The organism is Brevibacterium zhoupengii (genome assembly GCF_021117425.1).
Taxonomy (GTDB): Bacteria; Actinomycetota; Actinomycetes; order Actinomycetales; family Brevibacteriaceae; genus Brevibacterium; species Brevibacterium zhoupengii.
Genome location: NZ_CP088298.1, coordinates 820,831 through 837,351, shown reverse-complemented (window position 1 = coordinate 837,351; position 16,521 = coordinate 820,831). Strand labels below are relative to the sequence as shown.

Here is a 16,521-nt window from a genome sequence, read left to right as displayed (position 1 = left end):
TCGAGGTCAAGCAGTGAGCGCCGACGTAGAAACATCTGCGGGAGCGTCCGAGCAGATTCATCAGGGAATCCTCGACGCAGCTGCCACTGAGTTCATGCTCGGCGGCTACAACGCCACCACCATTGATGACATTGCGACTGCGGTCGGAGCCACCAAGGGCTTGATCTACTACCATTTCCGCTCCAAGTTCGACATCTTCCTAGCCGTCTACAAGGAAGGCATGGTGCGTTCACGAGCTCGCGTCGACCCGTGCGTCGACGGGCCAGGCACCGGCTTCGACCGTCTTCTCGCCATGTCCACGGCCCATGTACTCCAGATCATGGTTGATCTCGGCTACCACCAGGTCGTACATGAAGGCGTCCGCGAACAGCGCTCAGTGGCGCTGCGCCCCAGGCAGCGTGAGCAGCTGGCAGAGCTGAATCGACTCAGGGCCGAGTACGAGGACCTCTTCAAGTCGGTGGCGATTGCCGGGATCGAGGATGGTTCCATCCGTCCGTTGGAGCCCAAAATGCTGGTCCGGACGCTGCTGAGCAGCCTGAACGCAGTCGACATGTGGTACCGGCCGAAGCCCGACCAGTCCGAGGCAGATCTGGCCGATCTTGCAGCACAGGTCACCGACATCATCGTCAGTGGTATCGACCGCCGCTGAAGCGGCGACACCCGCATCGACTAGGCTCGGCGCTATGGCACGCAACTCCACCGACACCAAAGAGAAGCTCCTCGACGCCTTCGACATCCTCCTCGATAAGCGAGGCATCTCGGGCGCGACGCTGGATGCGGTTGCAGCGAAAGCTGGCGTGTCCAAGGGCGGTCTGCTCTACCACTACGGGTCGAAGGCGGAGCTGATCAAAGGAAGCCTCGAACGACTCGACCGGCTTGTCGACGAGGACGTTGCATCGATGAAGGCCGCCGGTGACCGCCTGCATATGTACTACCTCGAGACGTCGGCCGAGACGGGTACGCCGCTGGACCGCAGTCTCATCGCAGCCAGCTGCCTGGCACAGGAGAATGACGAGGCGAAGGATTCGCTGCGGAGGACCAGAGAAGCCTGGTTCAACGCGCTCAATGAGCATCTCGGTGATCCCGATCTGGCGATGACGGTTCAGCTCATCGGCGATGGCATGTACTTCAATCAGAACTTCGGTCTCTCCCAGGACGATGCTCTCGCCCATGTGAAGAAAGTGCTGACGAAGCTGGGACTGTAGCGCGCTGTCCCACCACACCCAACCACGAGCCTCCCGCCCTGCGTTCACCATCGCTTAGCTGGACGATTTGGGCATATTTTCTGTCCGAATTTCTGCCTGGAACGTCCAGCTACAGGGACGGCAAGGTACCTACCTCAGGTTTTTTGGGTCAGAAGCGTGCGTAGTCACTCGCTGACTCACGTTCGATTTGCTGTGGACAACGATTTACTGTCCACAGGCCCAGAATCTGCTCTCCTATTCTGGGAGTAATTGCGCCAACATTGCACCCATGTTCAACGACTCGACCTGGGAGATGCGCGATTATCCTCGACTGTTCCGAGCCCAAGACTCAGAAGCACTTGGGATCACTCGCCATAGACTTCTCCACACTTCCCGTTGCCCGGTTGTCCTCCCCGGAGTACGCATGGATAGGGAGACACTAGAGCGCTTCCGCACTCCACGATGGGCCGCCCAAGACTGGGAAGGTGACGCTTTGCGCCTTCGCGCCGCCGTACTCAAATTCCCTCACGTGGTCGCAAGTCATGCCACTGCAGCTCGGCTTTACGGCTGGCCATTGCCTTCACCCCTGATGAATGCCCACCTGCACGTGTGCACTGAAGATCCGAATGCTCGAATTCGGATTCCCCAGGTCACGCTCCACCGTTCAGTGCATTTTTTGGCGTGGAAGTGGCTCGACCTGCCATTACTCCACCCGGCCGAAGTCTTCATTAGCCTTGGCCCTGACCTGTCTTTGCGTGATCTGGTAAAGCTTGGGGATGCGGCCGTGGGCAGGTGGCACGGACCAGCGCAGACAACCATTGATGATCTCCACCAACGGCTCAAGAGCCACATTCGCGTACCGGGCCGAAATCACATACTCGCCGCACTGAGCCTGATTCGCCCAACAGTCGACTCCCCCACCGAGACAGATCTGCGCCTGTGGACAAGGATCGCTGGACTGCCGGAACCAGTCGTCCATCCCCAGGTCTACTGTCGAATGCTCTCCCGCATAGTCGAACCCGACCTGGGCTACCCAGATGCGAAGCTTGCGCTTGAGTACGAGGGAGAGCACCATCTAAGGTCGAAAATTCAGTGGACCAACGACATCGAACGCGATGACGCGCTACGCCACGAGGGCTGGACCGTCGTGAAAGTGACCAGCAGAACGGACTATCGACTGCTTGAGTCCAAAATCCGACACCACCTGGGTCTCCGTTCAAGATGAAGGAAGAGGAAGCTACAGCGTCTCAAGGTCGCAAGCCAGTCAAGATTGATCGCGCGACCTCTGTTAGCTGGACGTTCTGGGGTGATAATCCGCGAGCTTGCCAGCCCAAAACGTCCAGCTAAGGTGCCTCAGCACTCGCGGAGTCTGCCGCGCGACACCTCACGCCAAGTGGTGCACATCCTGCAGGCGATACACCGGCGTCTCCAGCCCCTCATACCGAGCCTTGAGCTGAAGTGCCAGGTAGAGCGAGTAGTGCCGTGACTGATGCAGGTTGCCGCCTTGGAACCAGAGGTTCTCCTGCTGAGTGGGCTTCCACATGTTGCGCTGCTCGCCCTCCCACGGGCCGGGATCCTTCGTCGTGTCCGAGCCCAGGCCCCAGCATTTGCCGACCTTGTCCGCAGTCTCTTGATCGACGAGGTCAGCGACCCATCCGTTCATCGATCCATACCCTGTCGCATACACGACCAGGTCAGCCGGCAATTCAGTCCCGTCATCAAGCACGACGGAGTTCTCGGTCAGATGGTCGACCTCGCCCTTGGCCAACTTCACCTTGCCTTCAGCGACGAGTTCCGCCGAGCCGACATCGATGTAATAACCCGAACCCCGCCGCAGGTACTTGAGGAACAGCCCGGACTCGTCATCGCCGAAGTCGAGGTCGAAGCCGGCGTCTTCCATCCGCTGGTAGAAGTCCTTGTCGCGTTCTTTCATCTGGTCGTAGAGCGGGATCTGGAACTCGTGCATGATCCGATACGGCAGTGAGCCGAAGATGAGATCCGCCTTCTCTGTGGTGACACCGTTGGCGAGCGCCTTCTCCGAGTAGAGGTCCCCCAACCCGATCTCCATGAGGGAATCGCTCTTGACGATGTGGGTGCTCGAGCGCTGGACCATCGTCACCTCGGCGTCGTGTTCGTAGAGTGCACCGCAGATGTCGAAGGCGGAGTTGTTGCTGCCGATGACGACGACCTTCTTCCCCGTGTAGGCGTCGGGGCCGCGGTGCTGCGAGGAGTGCTGCTGCTCGCCCTGGAAGATATCGGCTCCCGGGAATGAGGGAACATTCGGTTTGCCCGACATCCCCGTAGCCATGACCAGCTGGGTGGGCTTGAGTGTGAGCTTCTCCCCATTGCGGTCGACCTCAACTGTCCACTGCTTAGTCGCCTCGTCGAACTTCGCCGAGGTGGCTGCCGTCGATGACCAGTACGGAATCTCCATCACCTTGGTGTAGAACTCCAACCAATCGGCGATCTTGTCCTTGGGTGCGAAGACGGGCCAGTTGTCGGGGAACTTCAGGTAGGGCAGGTGGTCGTACCAGACGGGGTCGTGCAGGCACAGCGACTTGTACCGTGAACGCCACTGGTCTCCCGGCCGCTCCCACCGATCGATGACGAGCGCTGGTACTCCCATCTGACGCAGACGAGCGCCGAGCGCAATGCCGCCCTGTCCCCCGCCGACGACGAGAGTGTACGGCTGTGCGGTGTCGCCCCAGGCTGCGTCCTCCTCGGCAAGCTTCTCCGACCAGCTCTTCCGTTCGGGGTCGACGCCGTGTTCGGCGCCCTTGATCCGGCGGTCGCCACGCGGCTCTTCGTGGCCTTTCAGCTCCTGCAACGAGGTGAGGAACGTCCATGCCCTGGTCTCACCGTCTTCGGCGATGAGCCGGACCAGCCCCTTGCCTCGTCCCACCGAGGTGGCGAAGTTGAACCAGACTGTGGTCACCCCGTCCGCGGACTCCGCAGGTTCGGCGAGTTCGAATTCGCTTGGGTCCACCCGGTTCAGGTTCGTCGTCAGCAGATCTCTGACTCCATCATGGTTCTCCACTGTCGTGAGGTTCCAGGAGAAGGAGACCAGATCTCGCCAGTAACTCGTCGTGGCGAAGAGTCCCACCGCGGCCTCGATATCCCGAGTGCGCAGTGCGGATTCGAAGCTGCTCAGCCACTCGGTCGCGATGTCATCGGCGGTGAGCTGTGTGCGATCAATTGTCGTTGTCATGTCACTCCTCTTCTTTGAGCTGTGTACCCTCAAGCTATCCCGCAGGGAACAGTCGCGGAAGAGTTGCATCGAGTTGCATGGCCAGGGTCGATCCCCACGCCTATACTCGTGACATGCCTCAGCCGGATCTGGCGCATCTCGCCAGAGATCTGACACGCATTCACGATGCAGTGATCACCGGCGCATCGCCGCCGGAGCAACCGCGAGCGCTCGTTGCGCGCTCGTGGGATCGAATGCTGCGCCTGGGCCTTGACCCTGCTGGTGACAATCGCAGAATCTTCTCCGCCGAGGCGGACGTGGAGTCCCGCAGACAGCGATCGAAATTGCGCCTCATCGTCGAAGAGCTGAAATCCGTGCTGCTGAGGATGCCCGATGCAGGCAGCTTCATTCTCGTCGTCGCCGATGCCGAAGGCGTGATCCTCTGGCGTGATGGCGCCACCGCGGCCAGACGTCAGGCTGACGTTCTCGGATTCGCTGAGGGTGCCCACTGGTCCGAGTCAAAGGTGGGAACGAATGCCATCGGCACGGCTCTGGCCGAGGAAGCGCCGGTTCAGCTCTTCTCCGCGGAGCACTTCGAAACCTCGCAGCACCCCTGGTACTGCAGTGCGGTTCCCATCCACGACCCCGTCGACGGCAGGCTCCTCGGCGTCGTCGACATCAGCGGGCCGGCGCTCACTCTTCATCCGGCCGTCCAGTCTCTGGTCACGACTGCCGTTCATCTGGCACAGGCGAGGCTCTCGCTCATCCAGCAGGAGCAGCTGAACAGCCTGCGTAATCGCATGTCGACCGTCCTCAGCGGCAGTCGTGGCCCGGCTCTCGTCGTCGATGAAGATGGCTGGGTCGCCTATCAGCACGGAGTCCGCAGTCGGGACCGAATCGAAGTGCCGGCCCCTGATCGCACGATCCTCATTCCCGGTGCTGGACTGTGCCTGCCGGAGAAGATCACCGGAGGCTGGTTGCTGAGACCGGCAGAGGCCGCCGACGAGGCGCAGGTCTCGGTCACGCTGAGACAGACAAACCAGCCCGCCGTGCTCGAGATCAACTCCGGCGGCGATCCACTCACGGTTCCGCTCACGCCACGGCGTGCGCAGATCCTCGCCGCGATCACCTCGGCGGGGCCCTCTGGGATCAGCGCCGCCGACCTCAGCCGCACGCTCTACGGTGATCCCGAGCATCTGGTCACTGTGCGCGCCGAGGTCTCCCGCCTGCGCCGGTCGATCGGCGCGCTTCTGGCGACGCAGCCTTATCGCTGGGCTGAGGGTGTCAGCGCCAGACGTGCTTAATCCAGCTTGATCCGTCTCTGAGATAGCACCTGCACGGTCAGTTCCCCGCCGCGTCGAGCCACCACCGGTAGCGCATTCGCAGTGCTCTCTCTGTGCTGGCGATCGCGGCAATAAGACCCAGACTGAGAGACAGCCATAGGGGAAGGCGAATCAACGGCTCAACGGGTCCGATCTGTTCAGCAATCGGTGGAATCCGCAAGATCGGCACGACGATCTGTTGGAGCAGCAGGCCGACGCCCACCAGAAGCGCAAGAATTGAGACCACTCCGATCACACGACTCAACTGCGGCCGTCGATCGTCGAAACGGGCTCGACGGCCCTCTGCGGAATGAGCATCGGGATGCAGTTGCCACTCAGTTCCGGCATCGGACACGAAGTGGCAACGCTTCAATCCGAAGTTGCTGGCGGCGACCTCAATCGCTCCACCCTCGACAGGGAAGACTGCAGGTGCTCGGGATACTGCGTGCTGGCGACCGTTGCGGTAGAGAAACACCTTCACGTAGCCGTTCTCGTCGGTCTTCCACTGCCGCACGTCCACTGAGTATTCAACCGAGCGACCAGTCGAATCGACGTTATCCACGTGGAAGAGCGACCGACCCAGCAGTTGCCACCACCGGAATCTCTTCAAGAGCCTTCCGTCCCCCGGCTCTATTCTTCTGACTGCTCGTTGTCGGCGCCATTGCTTGAACATCTGGGTGCCTCCCCCGGCACTCGACACAAACCCAACACACTGTGTTGGTGGATTTACCAGTACACTAACACAGCGTGCTGGTCGGAGAAGTCACAGAGCAGAAGGTGTGTGAATGAGTGAACGTCAGGACTCGAGCACTCGTGAGCGAATACTCGCCGCAGCCGCAGACATCATCGCCGAAGACGGTGTGACGGCGAAGCTGAGCGTACGGGCGATCGCGGCACGAGTAGGAGTGAGTACAGGGTCTCTGCGCCACCACTTCCCCACCCAGCAGGCGCTGCGGGACGAAGTAATGCGGCGCACCTATGACTGGATGCTGCCGGACTCCGACATCCACAATTCAACGATTCCTGCCCGGGATCGGCTGGTCGAATGCCTGCGTCAGGTGCTGGCAGCGGCCAGGGCCGGAGCTGAAGCACGCGAGGCGATGACGGCGGTCAGCACAGCGTTCATCGTCGCGGACCAGACCGAGCAGCTCCGTGAGACGTATCTGGCTATTCAGCGTGATGGGCAACGCAGAACGGAGGATTGGCTGCGCGTGCTCGCCGATGAGGGCGAGATTCCCAACCGGGGCGACATTCCACGCTTTGCGCGCTTCCTGTGCACCGTCCTTGATGGCATCGCCCTCGAACGGGCTCTGCCTGCCGAGGACTCACTCGCGCAACGGGAGACGCAGACCCTCTACCTTGCGGTCGATGCCGTGCTCGGGCATCACTCCTGACCGGCATCAGCACCCCGGTACGTTCCGAAGCTCCACAGCACTCCTTCGGGGTCGGTGACGCTGAAGTCGCGTGAGCCGTAGTCTTGTTCGGTCAGTCCCATGACCTCGGTCGCGCCGGCTGCGATCGCGCGATGATAGAGCTCTTCGACCTGGCCCGTAGCGATGTAGACCGAGCCGGTGGCGACTCCGGTCTTCGTCATCACGCCGCCATCATCGCGCGTGGAGCCGAGCATGATTCCCCCACCGTCGGGCCAGCGCAGTTCGGCGTGATCGACTCGCTGCGGGTCATCGGCGTTCGTGTACTCGGCGACGACCTCGAAGCCGAAGGCGTTCTGCAGGAAGGCGATCGCCGCCTTCGCATCGCGGTAACTGAATGTGGGCCAGATATTGGTTCCGGTGTTCGGTGACATGACGTGTCCTTTCTTCGTCGTATCGGTTCACACCATCGTGAACCCGGGGCCACCTCGGCGGCTTGGACATTTGGGAACTGCGAGGACAACTGAGCCTCATGGTGCAGTGACATCTACGTTCACCGAGGCAGGTCCTCCCTGATCCGGTGTACCCCAGTTCTGATCCTGCCGCACCACGGGATCCTCGCTCAGCCACAGGGTCGGGTTGGTCCCGGTGAGCAGGCGGAAGTCGCGGTTGAGGTGGGCTTGGTCGGCGTAACCGCAGGTCGCGGCGATATCTGCCAACGTTCGAGTCTGCGTCGAGATCATCCTCCTCGCCCGATCGAATCGCATGACTCGTGCGGCCTCCTTCGGCCCGATGCCGAATTCTGCCCGGAACACTCCATTGAGGTGGCGCCGGCTCCAGCCGACCCGGTCGGCGACGAGTGAGACCGGAAGTCCGCCGTGACTGCGAGCGATCTGCCACCACGAGTCCACCACCTCGGGCCGGGGCCGGGAGCCTTCGTGGACGGCGCGCACAAGGATCTCGTCGATGGCGTCGAAGCGGGCAGACCAGGTCGTGGCTTCGTTGACGCGTTCGTGCAGCTCGGCGGCAATGGGGCGTGAGATTTCGGCGAGGTCGTGCGTGCGATGAGCGAGTTCAACGGCAGGGGTGTCGAAGAGGATCCGTGGCGCGAAGGGGGTGAAATTGATCTGGATTCCGGCCATCGTGCCGTTGTGTCTGATGAGTGTGGGCGCCAGATGCAGACCCGCGAGCAGTACGTCGAACGACTCGGTGCGCTCATTTGCCGCGTCGTATTGGTGCAGCGGTTCGTCGATGGAGACGATGAACGTCAGGGTGCCCGATGGCAGACCGAGATGCGTCCCTGCGGGAACGCCGGCGATGTCGTAGGCGACATAGTCACCGACGTAGGGTCTCAGGCGCGGGTGTGGCCTGCGCTGAAGATCATCCCGAGTCACCGTGGACATGACAGCAGTGTAGACCCGGTCCCTCACGTCTCGACGGTCGCACCCCACACCAGGTCCGTGAACTCCTTGTCGAGGTCGAGTCCGAAATCATCCGCGAGCACCTCGGCGAAGTCCGTGGCATCGGCCAGGGTGCGCTCCTGCCGGTCGGGTCGCGCACCGCCGATTGTGCGGCGCAGTCGGCGGCCCTCCAAGGTGACCCGGCCGCCGTCGGGAAGCGGCAGTGCGAGAATGGGCGGGCCGGTGAAGCGTGACCCGGGCTTCGTCGAGGAGAACCAGTTCGCCAGCTCGAGGTCCATCTGCTGGCGAGGGGCCTCACTGAAGGCATAGACGGTGTGAAATTCCTGGTCATCACGGGTTCGTGACTGAAGCACCCAATCGCCGTCGGCTCGCAGCTCCGGCACAAGCGCAGTCCTCGCGGGGACCAGGCGATGTTCGCCGTGGGGCGTCATTCTCGCGGCAGCAGCTTCGCCGAGTTCGAGCGCAGCCTCCGGCGTTCCCCCACCGAAACCCGGATCGATGAGAAACCGACGGCCGTCGAGGTCGACGATGGTCGCCTGGTGGGTCAGTGCTCCCGGGGCAGTCTGCCTGTCGCCGAGGTGGACCCGAGCCAGAATCGGATGTGCGCTCAGCCCCAACTCGGTGACGACCCCGCGGATGAGCGCGGCGTGCTCATGGCAGTATCCGCCCCGACCGTCGGTGAGCAGTTTGTCCGCGGCTCCGTCGACGTCGATCGCGACGGCCCTGAGGTCGCCCCTGGCGCGAAAGGCGGTGACATCGAGATTTTCAAAGCAGATCGCGTGCGTGTGCGCGACCAGGATCTCGTCGAGAAGGTCGACAATCTGCGCGCGTGATCCCTGCGCACGTCGACGCAGCTCGGGGACGGAAACACTGAGCCCGAGCCGTTTCGCATAACGGCTGAGAAGCGAAGGATGAGTCATAGGTCGACCTCCATAGGGTGCCGCACCGGCGTCGTCGTTGTCCGATTCAATCCTATGATTACTGCCGCGGTAAACCCTATTTCAACTCAAATCTCTCAACCCATTGACATATGCAGGTAAACGCCTGCATATTAGAGATGTGACCGACGCCGACTCACTCGACAAAGTGTTCAAAGCCCTCGCCGACCCAACCCGCCGACGGCTCCTTGACGTCCTACGCCACGAGGACGGACAGTCACTGAACGAACTCTGCGAAGGCCTCTCGATGGCCAGACAGTCAGTGACTCAACACTTGAACAAGCTCGTCGACGCCGATCTGGTCGCGATCGTCCGCCACGGAAGAGAACGACGACACTATCTGAACTCGTACCCGATCCATGAGATGCAGAATCGGTGGACCCGCGAGTTCGACCAGCACCACTTCGACGTCATCGACGCCGTCAAGAGAAGAGCTGAGGAGACAGCCATGAGCACCACCGAAGAATTTCCCGATTTCGTCTATGTCACCTACATCCGCTCCACACCACAACAAGTGTGGGACGCGCTCACCGACGCTGAGATCACGCGCCTGTACTGGGACGATGTCGCTGTCGTCTCCGACTGGCAGGTCGGATCCACCTGGGCCCACCACAAAGGAGGCCCCGATGGGCCAGCCGACGTATGGGGCCGAGTCCTCGAAACGGACCCACCACACAAACTCGTCTTCACCTTCCAATCCACCAACCAGGAGCTCGACGACGAGGGATCCATCGCCTCATACCTCATCGAGCAGTCAGGCGAGGTCGTGAAGCTGACAGTCACCCACACCAATTTCCCGGACAACGGGCTGCGCAATGGGATCTCAAAGGGCTGGCCCGCGGTTCTTGCCGGGCTCAAGTCCTATCTGGAGACTGGTCACGCACTGCCCGAGGACAGCTGGGACATGGCGGTGCGCTGAGCACGGCTACCCCAGCAGCACGGCCTCAATGCTGCAGCACGACCCCATTCCTGCAGCACGGCCTCACTCCTGCCACGCAGTCTCCGCCTGCAGCACCGACTCCAACAGGCCGGGGAAACGAGCGTCGATATCGTCTCGGCGCAGCGTCAGGCGACGGTTCCGGCCGTGCAGTTCGCTGATGATGACACCGGCCTCGCGCAGCACCTTGACCTGGTGCGAGCGCGTCGACTTCGGCACGTCCGGCCCCAGCGCCGAACAGTCGACCATGTCCAGCGGTCCGGATCGCAGCTGCTGGACCAGGGCCAGCCTGGCCTCGTCGCTGAGAGCGAAGAGCACTGAGGTCAGCTCGATATCCTCGCGCTCCGGGTGCGGCAGTTTTTCATTGGCAACCATAGTTCGATAATAGTTGAACTGTTTGAGAATGTCGTATAACCTCCAAGAATGGTTCCAAAAGTTTCGAACACTATGGAGGAGACTTCAGTCTCCGCAGTTCAGCCGGCGCCCACCTATGCCTGGTGGTCCCGCGAGCGCTGGCGCCTGCGCCTGGTCCTGATAGCCACCTCGGCGATGATGGCCGGAGCGAGCGCTCCGTCGCCGTTCTACCCCGTCATCCAGGCCGATTTCGGCTTCGCTCCTGTGATGATCACGGTGGTCTTCGCCGCCTATGCCGTGGCATTGCTGGCAGCGCTGCTGACTGCCGGTGCCCTCTCCGACCACATCGGACGCCGCCCCGTCATCTGCGCGGCGTACGTCGCGCTCGCCATCAGCATGTTTCTGTTCTGGCATGCCGACAGCGCCGCGACACTGATTCTTTCCCGAGTCGTGCAAGGCATCGCCAGCGGAATCCTGCTGTCGACTCTCTCGGCGACGGTCGTCGACCTGGAACTGCCGCACAAGCCAGGCTCGGCCTCCTCATGGAACGCAATCTCGGCAATGGCGGGGCTGGCCATCGGCGGACTGTTCGCCGGAGCGACTCTCGCTGTATTCGTCGACGGCAGCGGAGCCGCAGTGGTCTTCGGAACTTTCGTAGCAACGTATCTGCTGCTGGCTGGCATCATCTGGGTCCTGCCGGAGACCTCGGCCCGACGCCGAGGCGCATGGGCTTCACTGCTGCCGCGCGCGGCTCTGCCTCGTGAGGTCCGCAAGGCGTTCCTGTTCGCGGTGCCGGCCTTCGTCGCCGGCTGGGCCACGGGAGGCCTGTACCTCTCGCTCGGTGCCAACATCATCACCGCCGAGTTCCATTCGAGTTCCCACCTGGTCAGCGGTCTCATCGTCACGATGCTCGCCGGGGCCGGAGGACTGGCCGGCTTCTTCATGCGCAACCGATCCGCGCGCACCGTCACCCTCTACGGCACGGTCTCGCTCGCCGTCGGCAGCACTCTGGCTCTGGTGGCCCTGGCCCTCACCTCGACCGAACTGTACTGCCTCGCCGTCATCATCACCGGAACCGGCTTCGGAACCGCCTTCCCTGGTGCCCTGAAGACCATCCAGGCAGTTGTGAAGCCGGAGGCCAGCGCCGAGGTGATGGCCGCAGTCTTCGTCGTCTGCTACCTGGCGTTCGGCCTTCCGGTCGTCATCGCCGGGGTCCTCGTCCCCGCCATCGGACTCTTCGCAACCGCGTGCTGGTACGGCGGATTCGTGGCCCTTCTCGCTCTCTGCGCGGCACTCCTGCGCTGGTTCAGTAGCGGAGGCCAGCACTTCGCCGATACGCAGAGTGCCCAACATCCCACCCGGAGCGCCTAAGCTCACGCCCAGGTCTGTGGTTTCAGTCCATGCTGGCCGCGGTATTTCGGGGACTCGGGTTCACTCCAATCGCCGAGGAGGTTCTCCGGCAGCGCATAGACCGTGACCTGGAGAGGATGACAGTTCTCAACCGGATCCTCGTTGTCCTCGCCGAACATCGGCGCGGAGAGATCTCCACCTGGGCAGGTCGAAAGTGCTGCCAGCAAGTCCTGCTCGGCGAAGAATTCGAAGTGGTCTCCGGGCTTCGCCGGGCATGTCTTCATGAAGTATTCGTCGTTGTCGTTCAGGCCAGTGCACTGAAATACGTTGAGCACATCGTGGACGTCGAACTCGGTCAGCCCGTACGGAAGGATCGCACGCACCAGGTTCGAATGGCAGTGATAGTCGAAGTCGACGCCGTTGAGCATCGTGTTGACGTAGGGATCGCAACGCGTACCCAAGGTGTCATGGAGTCGACCGCCCTCGGCGTCGGTGCCGTAATCGGCCAGGGTGTCGCCGACGATCGTCGCCATCGGACGCAGGAACGGCAGCGTCGACCACAGCCGGTCGAACGTCGACACATGCGCAGCTTGGAGCTGACGAGTCCGCGAGGCCCAGAACCGTTCCCGGGGATCATGTCGGTTCCACAGGTTGAGGTCACCGACCTGCGGCCCCTCGACGGTCGAGATCCGGCAGACGTGGCCGGCTGGCACCTCCCAGGCCTGACCCGAACGGATCGGGATGGTGAACTCCTCGACGACGCGACGGTCCTCGAAACTCTCCCCGATCGCGGAGTAGAAGTCACGGTCGGCCTGGAGCGCGGGGCCTTGGTAGGCGGCTTCGGTCAATCGCGGTTGCTGAGACATGTGGTGTCCTTCCCAGTGGTAGGTCTATGAGCAGATCTCGCTCCACCCTAAGCGCAGTTTCAGCGCACGCGGGTGCCCTCATCGGTAACCGTTGCGGCAACAGCCCGTTCGTCATTAAGTCGCTTGATGGTGAAGCCTGTGTATCCGTAGATGATGTTCAGCAACGGAACAATAAATGCGAACAAGATCCAGGGGATAAATTCAGTGGGTTGCAGCCCGAACACGCCCGCTGCGAAGACTGCTGGAACGCCCCAGGGGACGAGGTTGATGCCGACGGTTCCTGCCGCTTCTACTACACGTGAGAGATTGAGCGGCGAGAGGTTCAACCTTTTGTACGGCTCCAAAAATCCTCGCGCGGGCAGGATAATCGCAAGGAACTGAGCGCCGCTCGAGAATCCGACGAGAAAGGTCGCGAACACCGACGCGGATATGAGTGTCCCGGCGCGTCTGATTCGACTTATCAATGGTTCAATGAGTGCCGCGAAGATGCCAGTCTTCTCGAGAATTCCTCCGAGGGCAGTGGCGACGATAACCAATCCGATCGTTTCCAACATCGAGGTCACACCCCCATTGCTCAACAGACTGTCGATAGCTTTCTGCCCACTTGCCGAGACGTATCCTGCGGTCATCGACTGAAGAGTTTCAGTAAGCGACCTACCTTGCACCAGCAGTGCTGTTGCGCCGCCCATGATCGCAATCAGCAACAGTGCGGGAACTGCCGGAACCCGCATGACGATGAGAACCAAAGACAGCACGACGACGATAAGCAGCAGCGGATGAATGACGAACTGATCCTGCAGACCTGAAAGAATCGAGTCTTGACTCGAAACCGACGAATCAGTGGTGCCGGTGATGTTGTAACCAATTACCCAGTAGAGCGTCGCGCTGATGAGAAGTGCCGGGATCGTGTCCCACAGCATGTGGCGAATATGGTCGAAGAGCTTCTCTCCAACCATCGCAGGGGCTACATTCGTCGTGTCAGAGAGAGGTGAGAGCTTGTCACCGAAGAATGCCCCGGAGATGACCGCACCGGCTACGATCGGCAACGGCATCTGCATACCTTCACCGATCGCCATGAATGCCAATCCGATTGTGGCGATCGAGGTGAAGGAACTTCCCAATACCAGCGAGATGAAGGCCGTGATCAGGCACACCAACGGTAGGAAGATGCTCGGATTGATAAAGCTGAGCCCATAGTAGATAAGTGTCGGAATGATGCCACCACTGATCCAGGTTCCAATGATCATGCCGATCAACAACAAAATGAACACGGCGGGCAAGGCTTTACTCACTCCGTCGGCCAAGGACTGCTCCAGCTCCCGCCAAGAGTATCCGAGGAGTTTGCCGATGACAGCGGCCGCCGTGATTCCGGCGATGATCGGAATAAGCATGCCGATGCCCCACACCGTGGTCGACATCAGCGCCATGCCGACCAGAGTCAGCAATGGCAGAATCGCGATCATGAAATGTGGCTTCTTGTGCGTAATCATCGTTGTCACCCGGTGAGAGTTGTCGGTCTGCTGCTTGGTGGGGCGGTCTGAATTCAGCGGCTGCATAGCGGAAGAACATCGAGGTCGTCGGGGACGATTGCTCTCACCCTGGGCTCTGCCGCCAGCTGCTTTCTGAGCGATGGAGCAGACGTTCCTGGCACCAAATGGTGTAGCGCCAGCTGACCAACGCCTGCGTCACGTGCGATTGAAATAGCGTCTGCGATAGAAGTGTGTGAACGTTCGTGATGGCTGCGAGTTGCGCGGGCGCTAGGTGAGCTTGGGTCCGCGAACTTCGACATCAGCCATTCCAGATCAATTGCTTCGTGCAGGAGCAGATCGGCATTCTCAGCAAGTGCGATCATGTTCGAGGTGTAAGCGGTGTCTCCCGAGATCACCACCGATCCGTTATCGGTGTCGAAGCGGTACCCGAAGGCAGGCGCCATTGGCGGATGTTCCACGAGAATCGCAGAGACCTTGACTCTGGCATCCTCATACACGACGAAGGGAGCCATATCGGGAGACGGGTTTTCATTAGGTTGGAATCCCACCGATTCAGGGATGACGATGTCCTGGGCCGCGATCGCATCCAGCGGAGATGGTCGTAGGCTGTCGAAAATACGTTCGTTGAGGTCGGTCGCGTGTGCCTCCACGAGGCGGGTCAGAGTGTCGACAGTCCCTGGAGTCGGCGCGCGTTCCGATACTGGCCGTGGCTCTGACTTTGCATGTGGCGAAGCATGTGGGAGTGCACCTCTGTCTCCAGGCCCTATTAGAGCGATAGGGTTGCGGCTTTCATCGGTAATTTCGTAAGTGCTGAAGAGCGCGATTGAAGTCAGATCGACGATGTGGTCCGAATGCAGATGGGTCAGGAATATGGCTGCGACGTCGTTGAACCCGAAGCCTGCTTGGATCAGTTGACGGCCGGCGCCGTACCCGCAATCCACTAGGTAGACGGCATCACCGACAACGACGGCAGTCGAAATCCCTGCGCGGACACTCTGTCCCTGGTACCGCCACCAGCGTGGCCCACCAGCAGTCCCCAACGTCACAACATACGGCTTCCCAGTCTCCGACATGCTCTGTAATCGCCCCTCTCATCAGACAGCTAGCGTGTTGCTGTCAAGTGTGCGTCACCACACCAGTTTTGTAGAATCAATTGATCCTAGGAAGCAGATAGGAAATATTGATGAGCGAGATCACCCTGCGACAACTGGAGTACTTTGTCGCCGTCGTAGATGCAGAGTCAGTGACCGTTGCTTCACGGAAGGTCAACGTCTCCCAAGCAACCGTATCCATGTCCATCGCCCAGCTCGAGAAATCGCTGGGGACGGCCCTGCTTATTCGGCAGAGGGCGAAAGGCGTCGCACCGACGCGTTCAGGGCGAGAGTTCGCCATTCGCGCCAGACGTGTGCTTGCGTTGACGGCCGAGCTAGAAGACGTTGCGAAGGCAGAGATGTCGGGACCGATTGAGGTCGGATGTGTCTCTTCACTGTCTCCTCAGGTCATCCCGCCGCTTGCTGCCCATTTCAGCTCGGAATTTCCGGAGGTCGACTTCAACTACCGTGAGGGGTCCGCAGATGAGCTGCAAACAGCCCTCGCCGAGGGCATCGTAGACATTGCCATTGTCTTCTCCCGGCAGTGCGTCAACACAGTGACGGCCGAGGAGCTTGCTAATGTCACGCTGAAGGTAATGCTTCCGAGCAATCATGCACTGCACAATCGGCCCGATATCTCTTTCGCAGATATTGCCAGCGAACCAGCCATCTTCATAGACCTTCCTCCCAGCAGAGACAGATCCATCGAGTTCATGCGTTCGGCCGGAGTCGAACCACGGATTCGCTGGACGAGCACAAACCTCGCGACGGTAGAGGCCCTCGTTGCAAACGGCCTCGGCTATTCTCTGCGCTACGCGCTTCCAGGCGAAACACGCTCTCCGGATAACGGAGTCATCGAGGTTCCAGTCTCCGATCCAATTCCGAAAAATGGAATCAGCGCGGCGCTACCAACCGGGGTCCGAGCCTCGCACCGAAGCGAGGAAGTCATTCGCTATCTACGTCAGCACTTTGAGCATTGAAAGCACATCGGCGGTGACCTACACAGAGAAG

General features: G+C 61.0%; 17 protein-coding genes. 7 read left to right on the top strand and 10 right to left on the bottom strand.

Annotated features, from left to right (window positions below; genetic code table 11):
• Positions 1-13 precede the first annotated feature (13 nt).
• Positions 14-649, top strand: a complete 636-nt coding sequence (locus tag LQ788_RS03740; RefSeq protein WP_231445378.1) for a TetR/AcrR family transcriptional regulator — start codon at positions 14-16, stop codon at positions 647-649.
• Positions 650-683: 34 nt separating this feature from the next.
• Positions 684-1,205, top strand: coding sequence for a TetR/AcrR family transcriptional regulator (locus LQ788_RS03735; protein WP_231445376.1), 522 nt, complete (start codon positions 684-686; stop codon positions 1,203-1,205).
• A gap of 682 nt (positions 1,206-1,887) precedes the next feature.
• Here LQ788_RS03735 and LQ788_RS03730 read toward each other — a convergent pair.
• The gene (locus LQ788_RS03730) at positions 1,888-2,259 is read right to left on the bottom strand and encodes a hypothetical protein (protein ID WP_231445374.1); all 372 of its coding nucleotides are present in this window, start codon (positions 2,257-2,259) and stop codon (positions 1,888-1,890) included.
• 309 nt (positions 2,260-2,568) lie between these two features.
• The gene (locus LQ788_RS03725) at positions 2,569-4,392 is read right to left on the bottom strand and encodes a flavin-containing monooxygenase (protein WP_231445372.1); all 1,824 of its coding nucleotides are present in this window, start codon (positions 4,390-4,392) and stop codon (positions 2,569-2,571) included.
• A 113-nt stretch (positions 4,393-4,505) separates the two neighbouring features.
• Between LQ788_RS03725 and LQ788_RS03720 the strand changes: the two genes are divergently transcribed.
• Positions 4,506-5,675 carry a GAF domain-containing protein gene (locus LQ788_RS03720; RefSeq protein ID WP_231445370.1) on the top strand — a complete coding sequence of 390 codons (1,170 nt, stop codon included), beginning with the start codon at positions 4,506-4,508 and terminating at the stop codon, positions 5,673-5,675.
• 37 nt (positions 5,676-5,712) lie between these two features.
• Here LQ788_RS03720 and LQ788_RS03715 read toward each other — a convergent pair whose 3' ends face one another.
• Entirely contained in the window at positions 5,713-6,213 is a 501-nt protein-coding gene (locus LQ788_RS03715) for a hypothetical protein (protein WP_231445368.1), read from the bottom strand.
• A 265-nt stretch (positions 6,214-6,478) separates the two neighbouring features.
• Between LQ788_RS03715 and LQ788_RS03710 the strand changes: the two genes are divergently transcribed.
• The gene (locus LQ788_RS03710) at positions 6,479-7,087 is read left to right on the top strand and encodes a TetR/AcrR family transcriptional regulator (RefSeq protein ID WP_231445366.1); all 609 of its coding nucleotides are present in this window, start codon (positions 6,479-6,481) and stop codon (positions 7,085-7,087) included.
• Here LQ788_RS03710 and LQ788_RS03705 read toward each other — a convergent pair.
• The 3 genes from LQ788_RS03705 to LQ788_RS03695 form a co-directional block, all read right to left on the bottom strand.
• The gene (locus LQ788_RS03705; RefSeq protein WP_231445365.1) at positions 7,078-7,497 is read right to left on the bottom strand and encodes a VOC family protein; all 420 of its coding nucleotides are present in this window, start codon (positions 7,495-7,497) and stop codon (positions 7,078-7,080) included. The genes LQ788_RS03710 and LQ788_RS03705 overlap by 10 nt on opposite strands.
• Positions 7,498-7,593: 96 nt before the next feature.
• Positions 7,594-8,466 (bottom strand): helix-turn-helix domain-containing protein, encoded by an 873-nt coding sequence (locus LQ788_RS03700; RefSeq protein ID WP_231445364.1) that lies wholly within the window; start codon positions 8,464-8,466, stop codon positions 7,594-7,596.
• Between the two features lie 23 nt (positions 8,467-8,489).
• Positions 8,490-9,404, bottom strand: a complete 915-nt coding sequence (locus LQ788_RS03695; protein WP_231445363.1) for an arylamine N-acetyltransferase family protein — start codon at positions 9,402-9,404, stop codon at positions 8,490-8,492.
• Positions 9,405-9,543: 139 nt separating this feature from the next.
• Here LQ788_RS03695 and LQ788_RS03690 point away from each other — a divergent pair, with 139 nt between their 5' ends.
• On the top strand, positions 9,544-10,341 hold the full coding sequence (locus LQ788_RS03690) for an ArsR/SmtB family transcription factor (protein WP_231445362.1): 798 nt from the start codon (positions 9,544-9,546) through the stop codon (positions 10,339-10,341).
• Between the two features lie 63 nt (positions 10,342-10,404).
• Here the strand turns inward: LQ788_RS03690 and LQ788_RS03685 are convergent, their stop codons facing one another.
• Positions 10,405-10,734, bottom strand: coding sequence for an ArsR/SmtB family transcription factor (locus tag LQ788_RS03685; RefSeq protein WP_231445361.1), 330 nt, complete (start codon positions 10,732-10,734; stop codon positions 10,405-10,407).
• Between the two features lie 72 nt (positions 10,735-10,806).
• Between LQ788_RS03685 and LQ788_RS03680 the strand changes: the two genes are divergently transcribed.
• Entirely contained in the window at positions 10,807-12,084 is a 1,278-nt protein-coding gene (locus LQ788_RS03680; protein WP_231445360.1) for an MFS transporter, read from the top strand.
• Between the two features lie 2 nt (positions 12,085-12,086).
• Here LQ788_RS03680 and LQ788_RS03675 read toward each other — a convergent pair whose 3' ends face one another.
• From LQ788_RS03675 to LQ788_RS03665, 3 genes are read right to left on the bottom strand one after another with little or no spacing between them, the layout of a single operon-like run.
• Positions 12,087-12,929, bottom strand: a complete 843-nt coding sequence (locus LQ788_RS03675) for an urea carboxylase-associated family protein (RefSeq protein WP_231445358.1) — start codon at positions 12,927-12,929, stop codon at positions 12,087-12,089.
• Positions 12,930-12,988: 59 nt separating this feature from the next.
• Positions 12,989-14,485 (bottom strand): Na+/H+ antiporter NhaC, encoded by a 1,497-nt coding sequence (nhaC, locus tag LQ788_RS03670; protein WP_231445356.1) that lies wholly within the window; start codon positions 14,483-14,485, stop codon positions 12,989-12,991.
• Complete coding sequence (locus tag LQ788_RS03665; RefSeq protein ID WP_231445354.1) at positions 14,473-15,492, bottom strand: MBL fold metallo-hydrolase; 1,020 nt, start codon at positions 15,490-15,492, stop codon at positions 14,473-14,475. Before LQ788_RS03665 ends, nhaC begins: the two co-directional genes overlap by 13 nt.
• A 110-nt stretch (positions 15,493-15,602) precedes the next feature.
• Between LQ788_RS03665 and LQ788_RS03660 the strand changes: the two genes are divergently transcribed.
• A complete protein-coding gene (locus LQ788_RS03660; protein WP_231445352.1) occupies positions 15,603-16,490 on the top strand; it encodes a LysR family transcriptional regulator in 888 nt (295 codons plus the stop codon).
• Positions 16,491-16,521 lie beyond the last annotated feature (31 nt).

Coding starts and splice junctions, on each gene's coding strand:
- LQ788_RS03735 (WP_231445376.1), top strand. CDS start 684: ATGGCACGCAACTCCACCGACACCAAAGAGAAGCTCCTCGACGCCTTC.
- LQ788_RS03730 (WP_231445374.1), bottom strand. CDS start 2,259: ATGGTGCTCTCCCTCGTACTCAAGCGCAAGCTTCGCATCTGGGTAGCC.
- LQ788_RS03725 (WP_231445372.1), bottom strand. CDS start 4,392: ATGACAACGACAATTGATCGCACACAGCTCACCGCCGATGACATCGCG.
- LQ788_RS03720 (WP_231445370.1), top strand. CDS start 4,506: ATGCCTCAGCCGGATCTGGCGCATCTCGCCAGAGATCTGACACGCATT.
- LQ788_RS03710 (WP_231445366.1), top strand. CDS start 6,479: ATGAGTGAACGTCAGGACTCGAGCACTCGTGAGCGAATACTCGCCGCA.
- LQ788_RS03705 (WP_231445365.1), bottom strand. CDS start 7,497: ATGTCACCGAACACCGGAACCAATATCTGGCCCACATTCAGTTACCGC.
- LQ788_RS03700 (WP_231445364.1), bottom strand. CDS start 8,466: ATGTCCACGGTGACTCGGGATGATCTTCAGCGCAGGCCACACCCGCGC.
- LQ788_RS03695 (WP_231445363.1), bottom strand. CDS start 9,404: ATGACTCATCCTTCGCTTCTCAGCCGTTATGCGAAACGGCTCGGGCTC.
- LQ788_RS03685 (WP_231445361.1), bottom strand. CDS start 10,734: ATGGTTGCCAATGAAAAACTGCCGCACCCGGAGCGCGAGGATATCGAG.
- LQ788_RS03680 (WP_231445360.1), top strand. CDS start 10,807: ATGGAGGAGACTTCAGTCTCCGCAGTTCAGCCGGCGCCCACCTATGCC.
- LQ788_RS03675 (WP_231445358.1), bottom strand. CDS start 12,929: ATGTCTCAGCAACCGCGATTGACCGAAGCCGCCTACCAAGGCCCCGCG.
- nhaC (WP_231445356.1), bottom strand. CDS start 14,485: ATGCAGCCGCTGAATTCAGACCGCCCCACCAAGCAGCAGACCGACAAC.
- LQ788_RS03665 (WP_231445354.1), bottom strand. CDS start 15,492: ATGTCGGAGACTGGGAAGCCGTATGTTGTGACGTTGGGGACTGCTGGT.
- LQ788_RS03660 (WP_231445352.1), top strand. CDS start 15,603: ATGAGCGAGATCACCCTGCGACAACTGGAGTACTTTGTCGCCGTCGTA.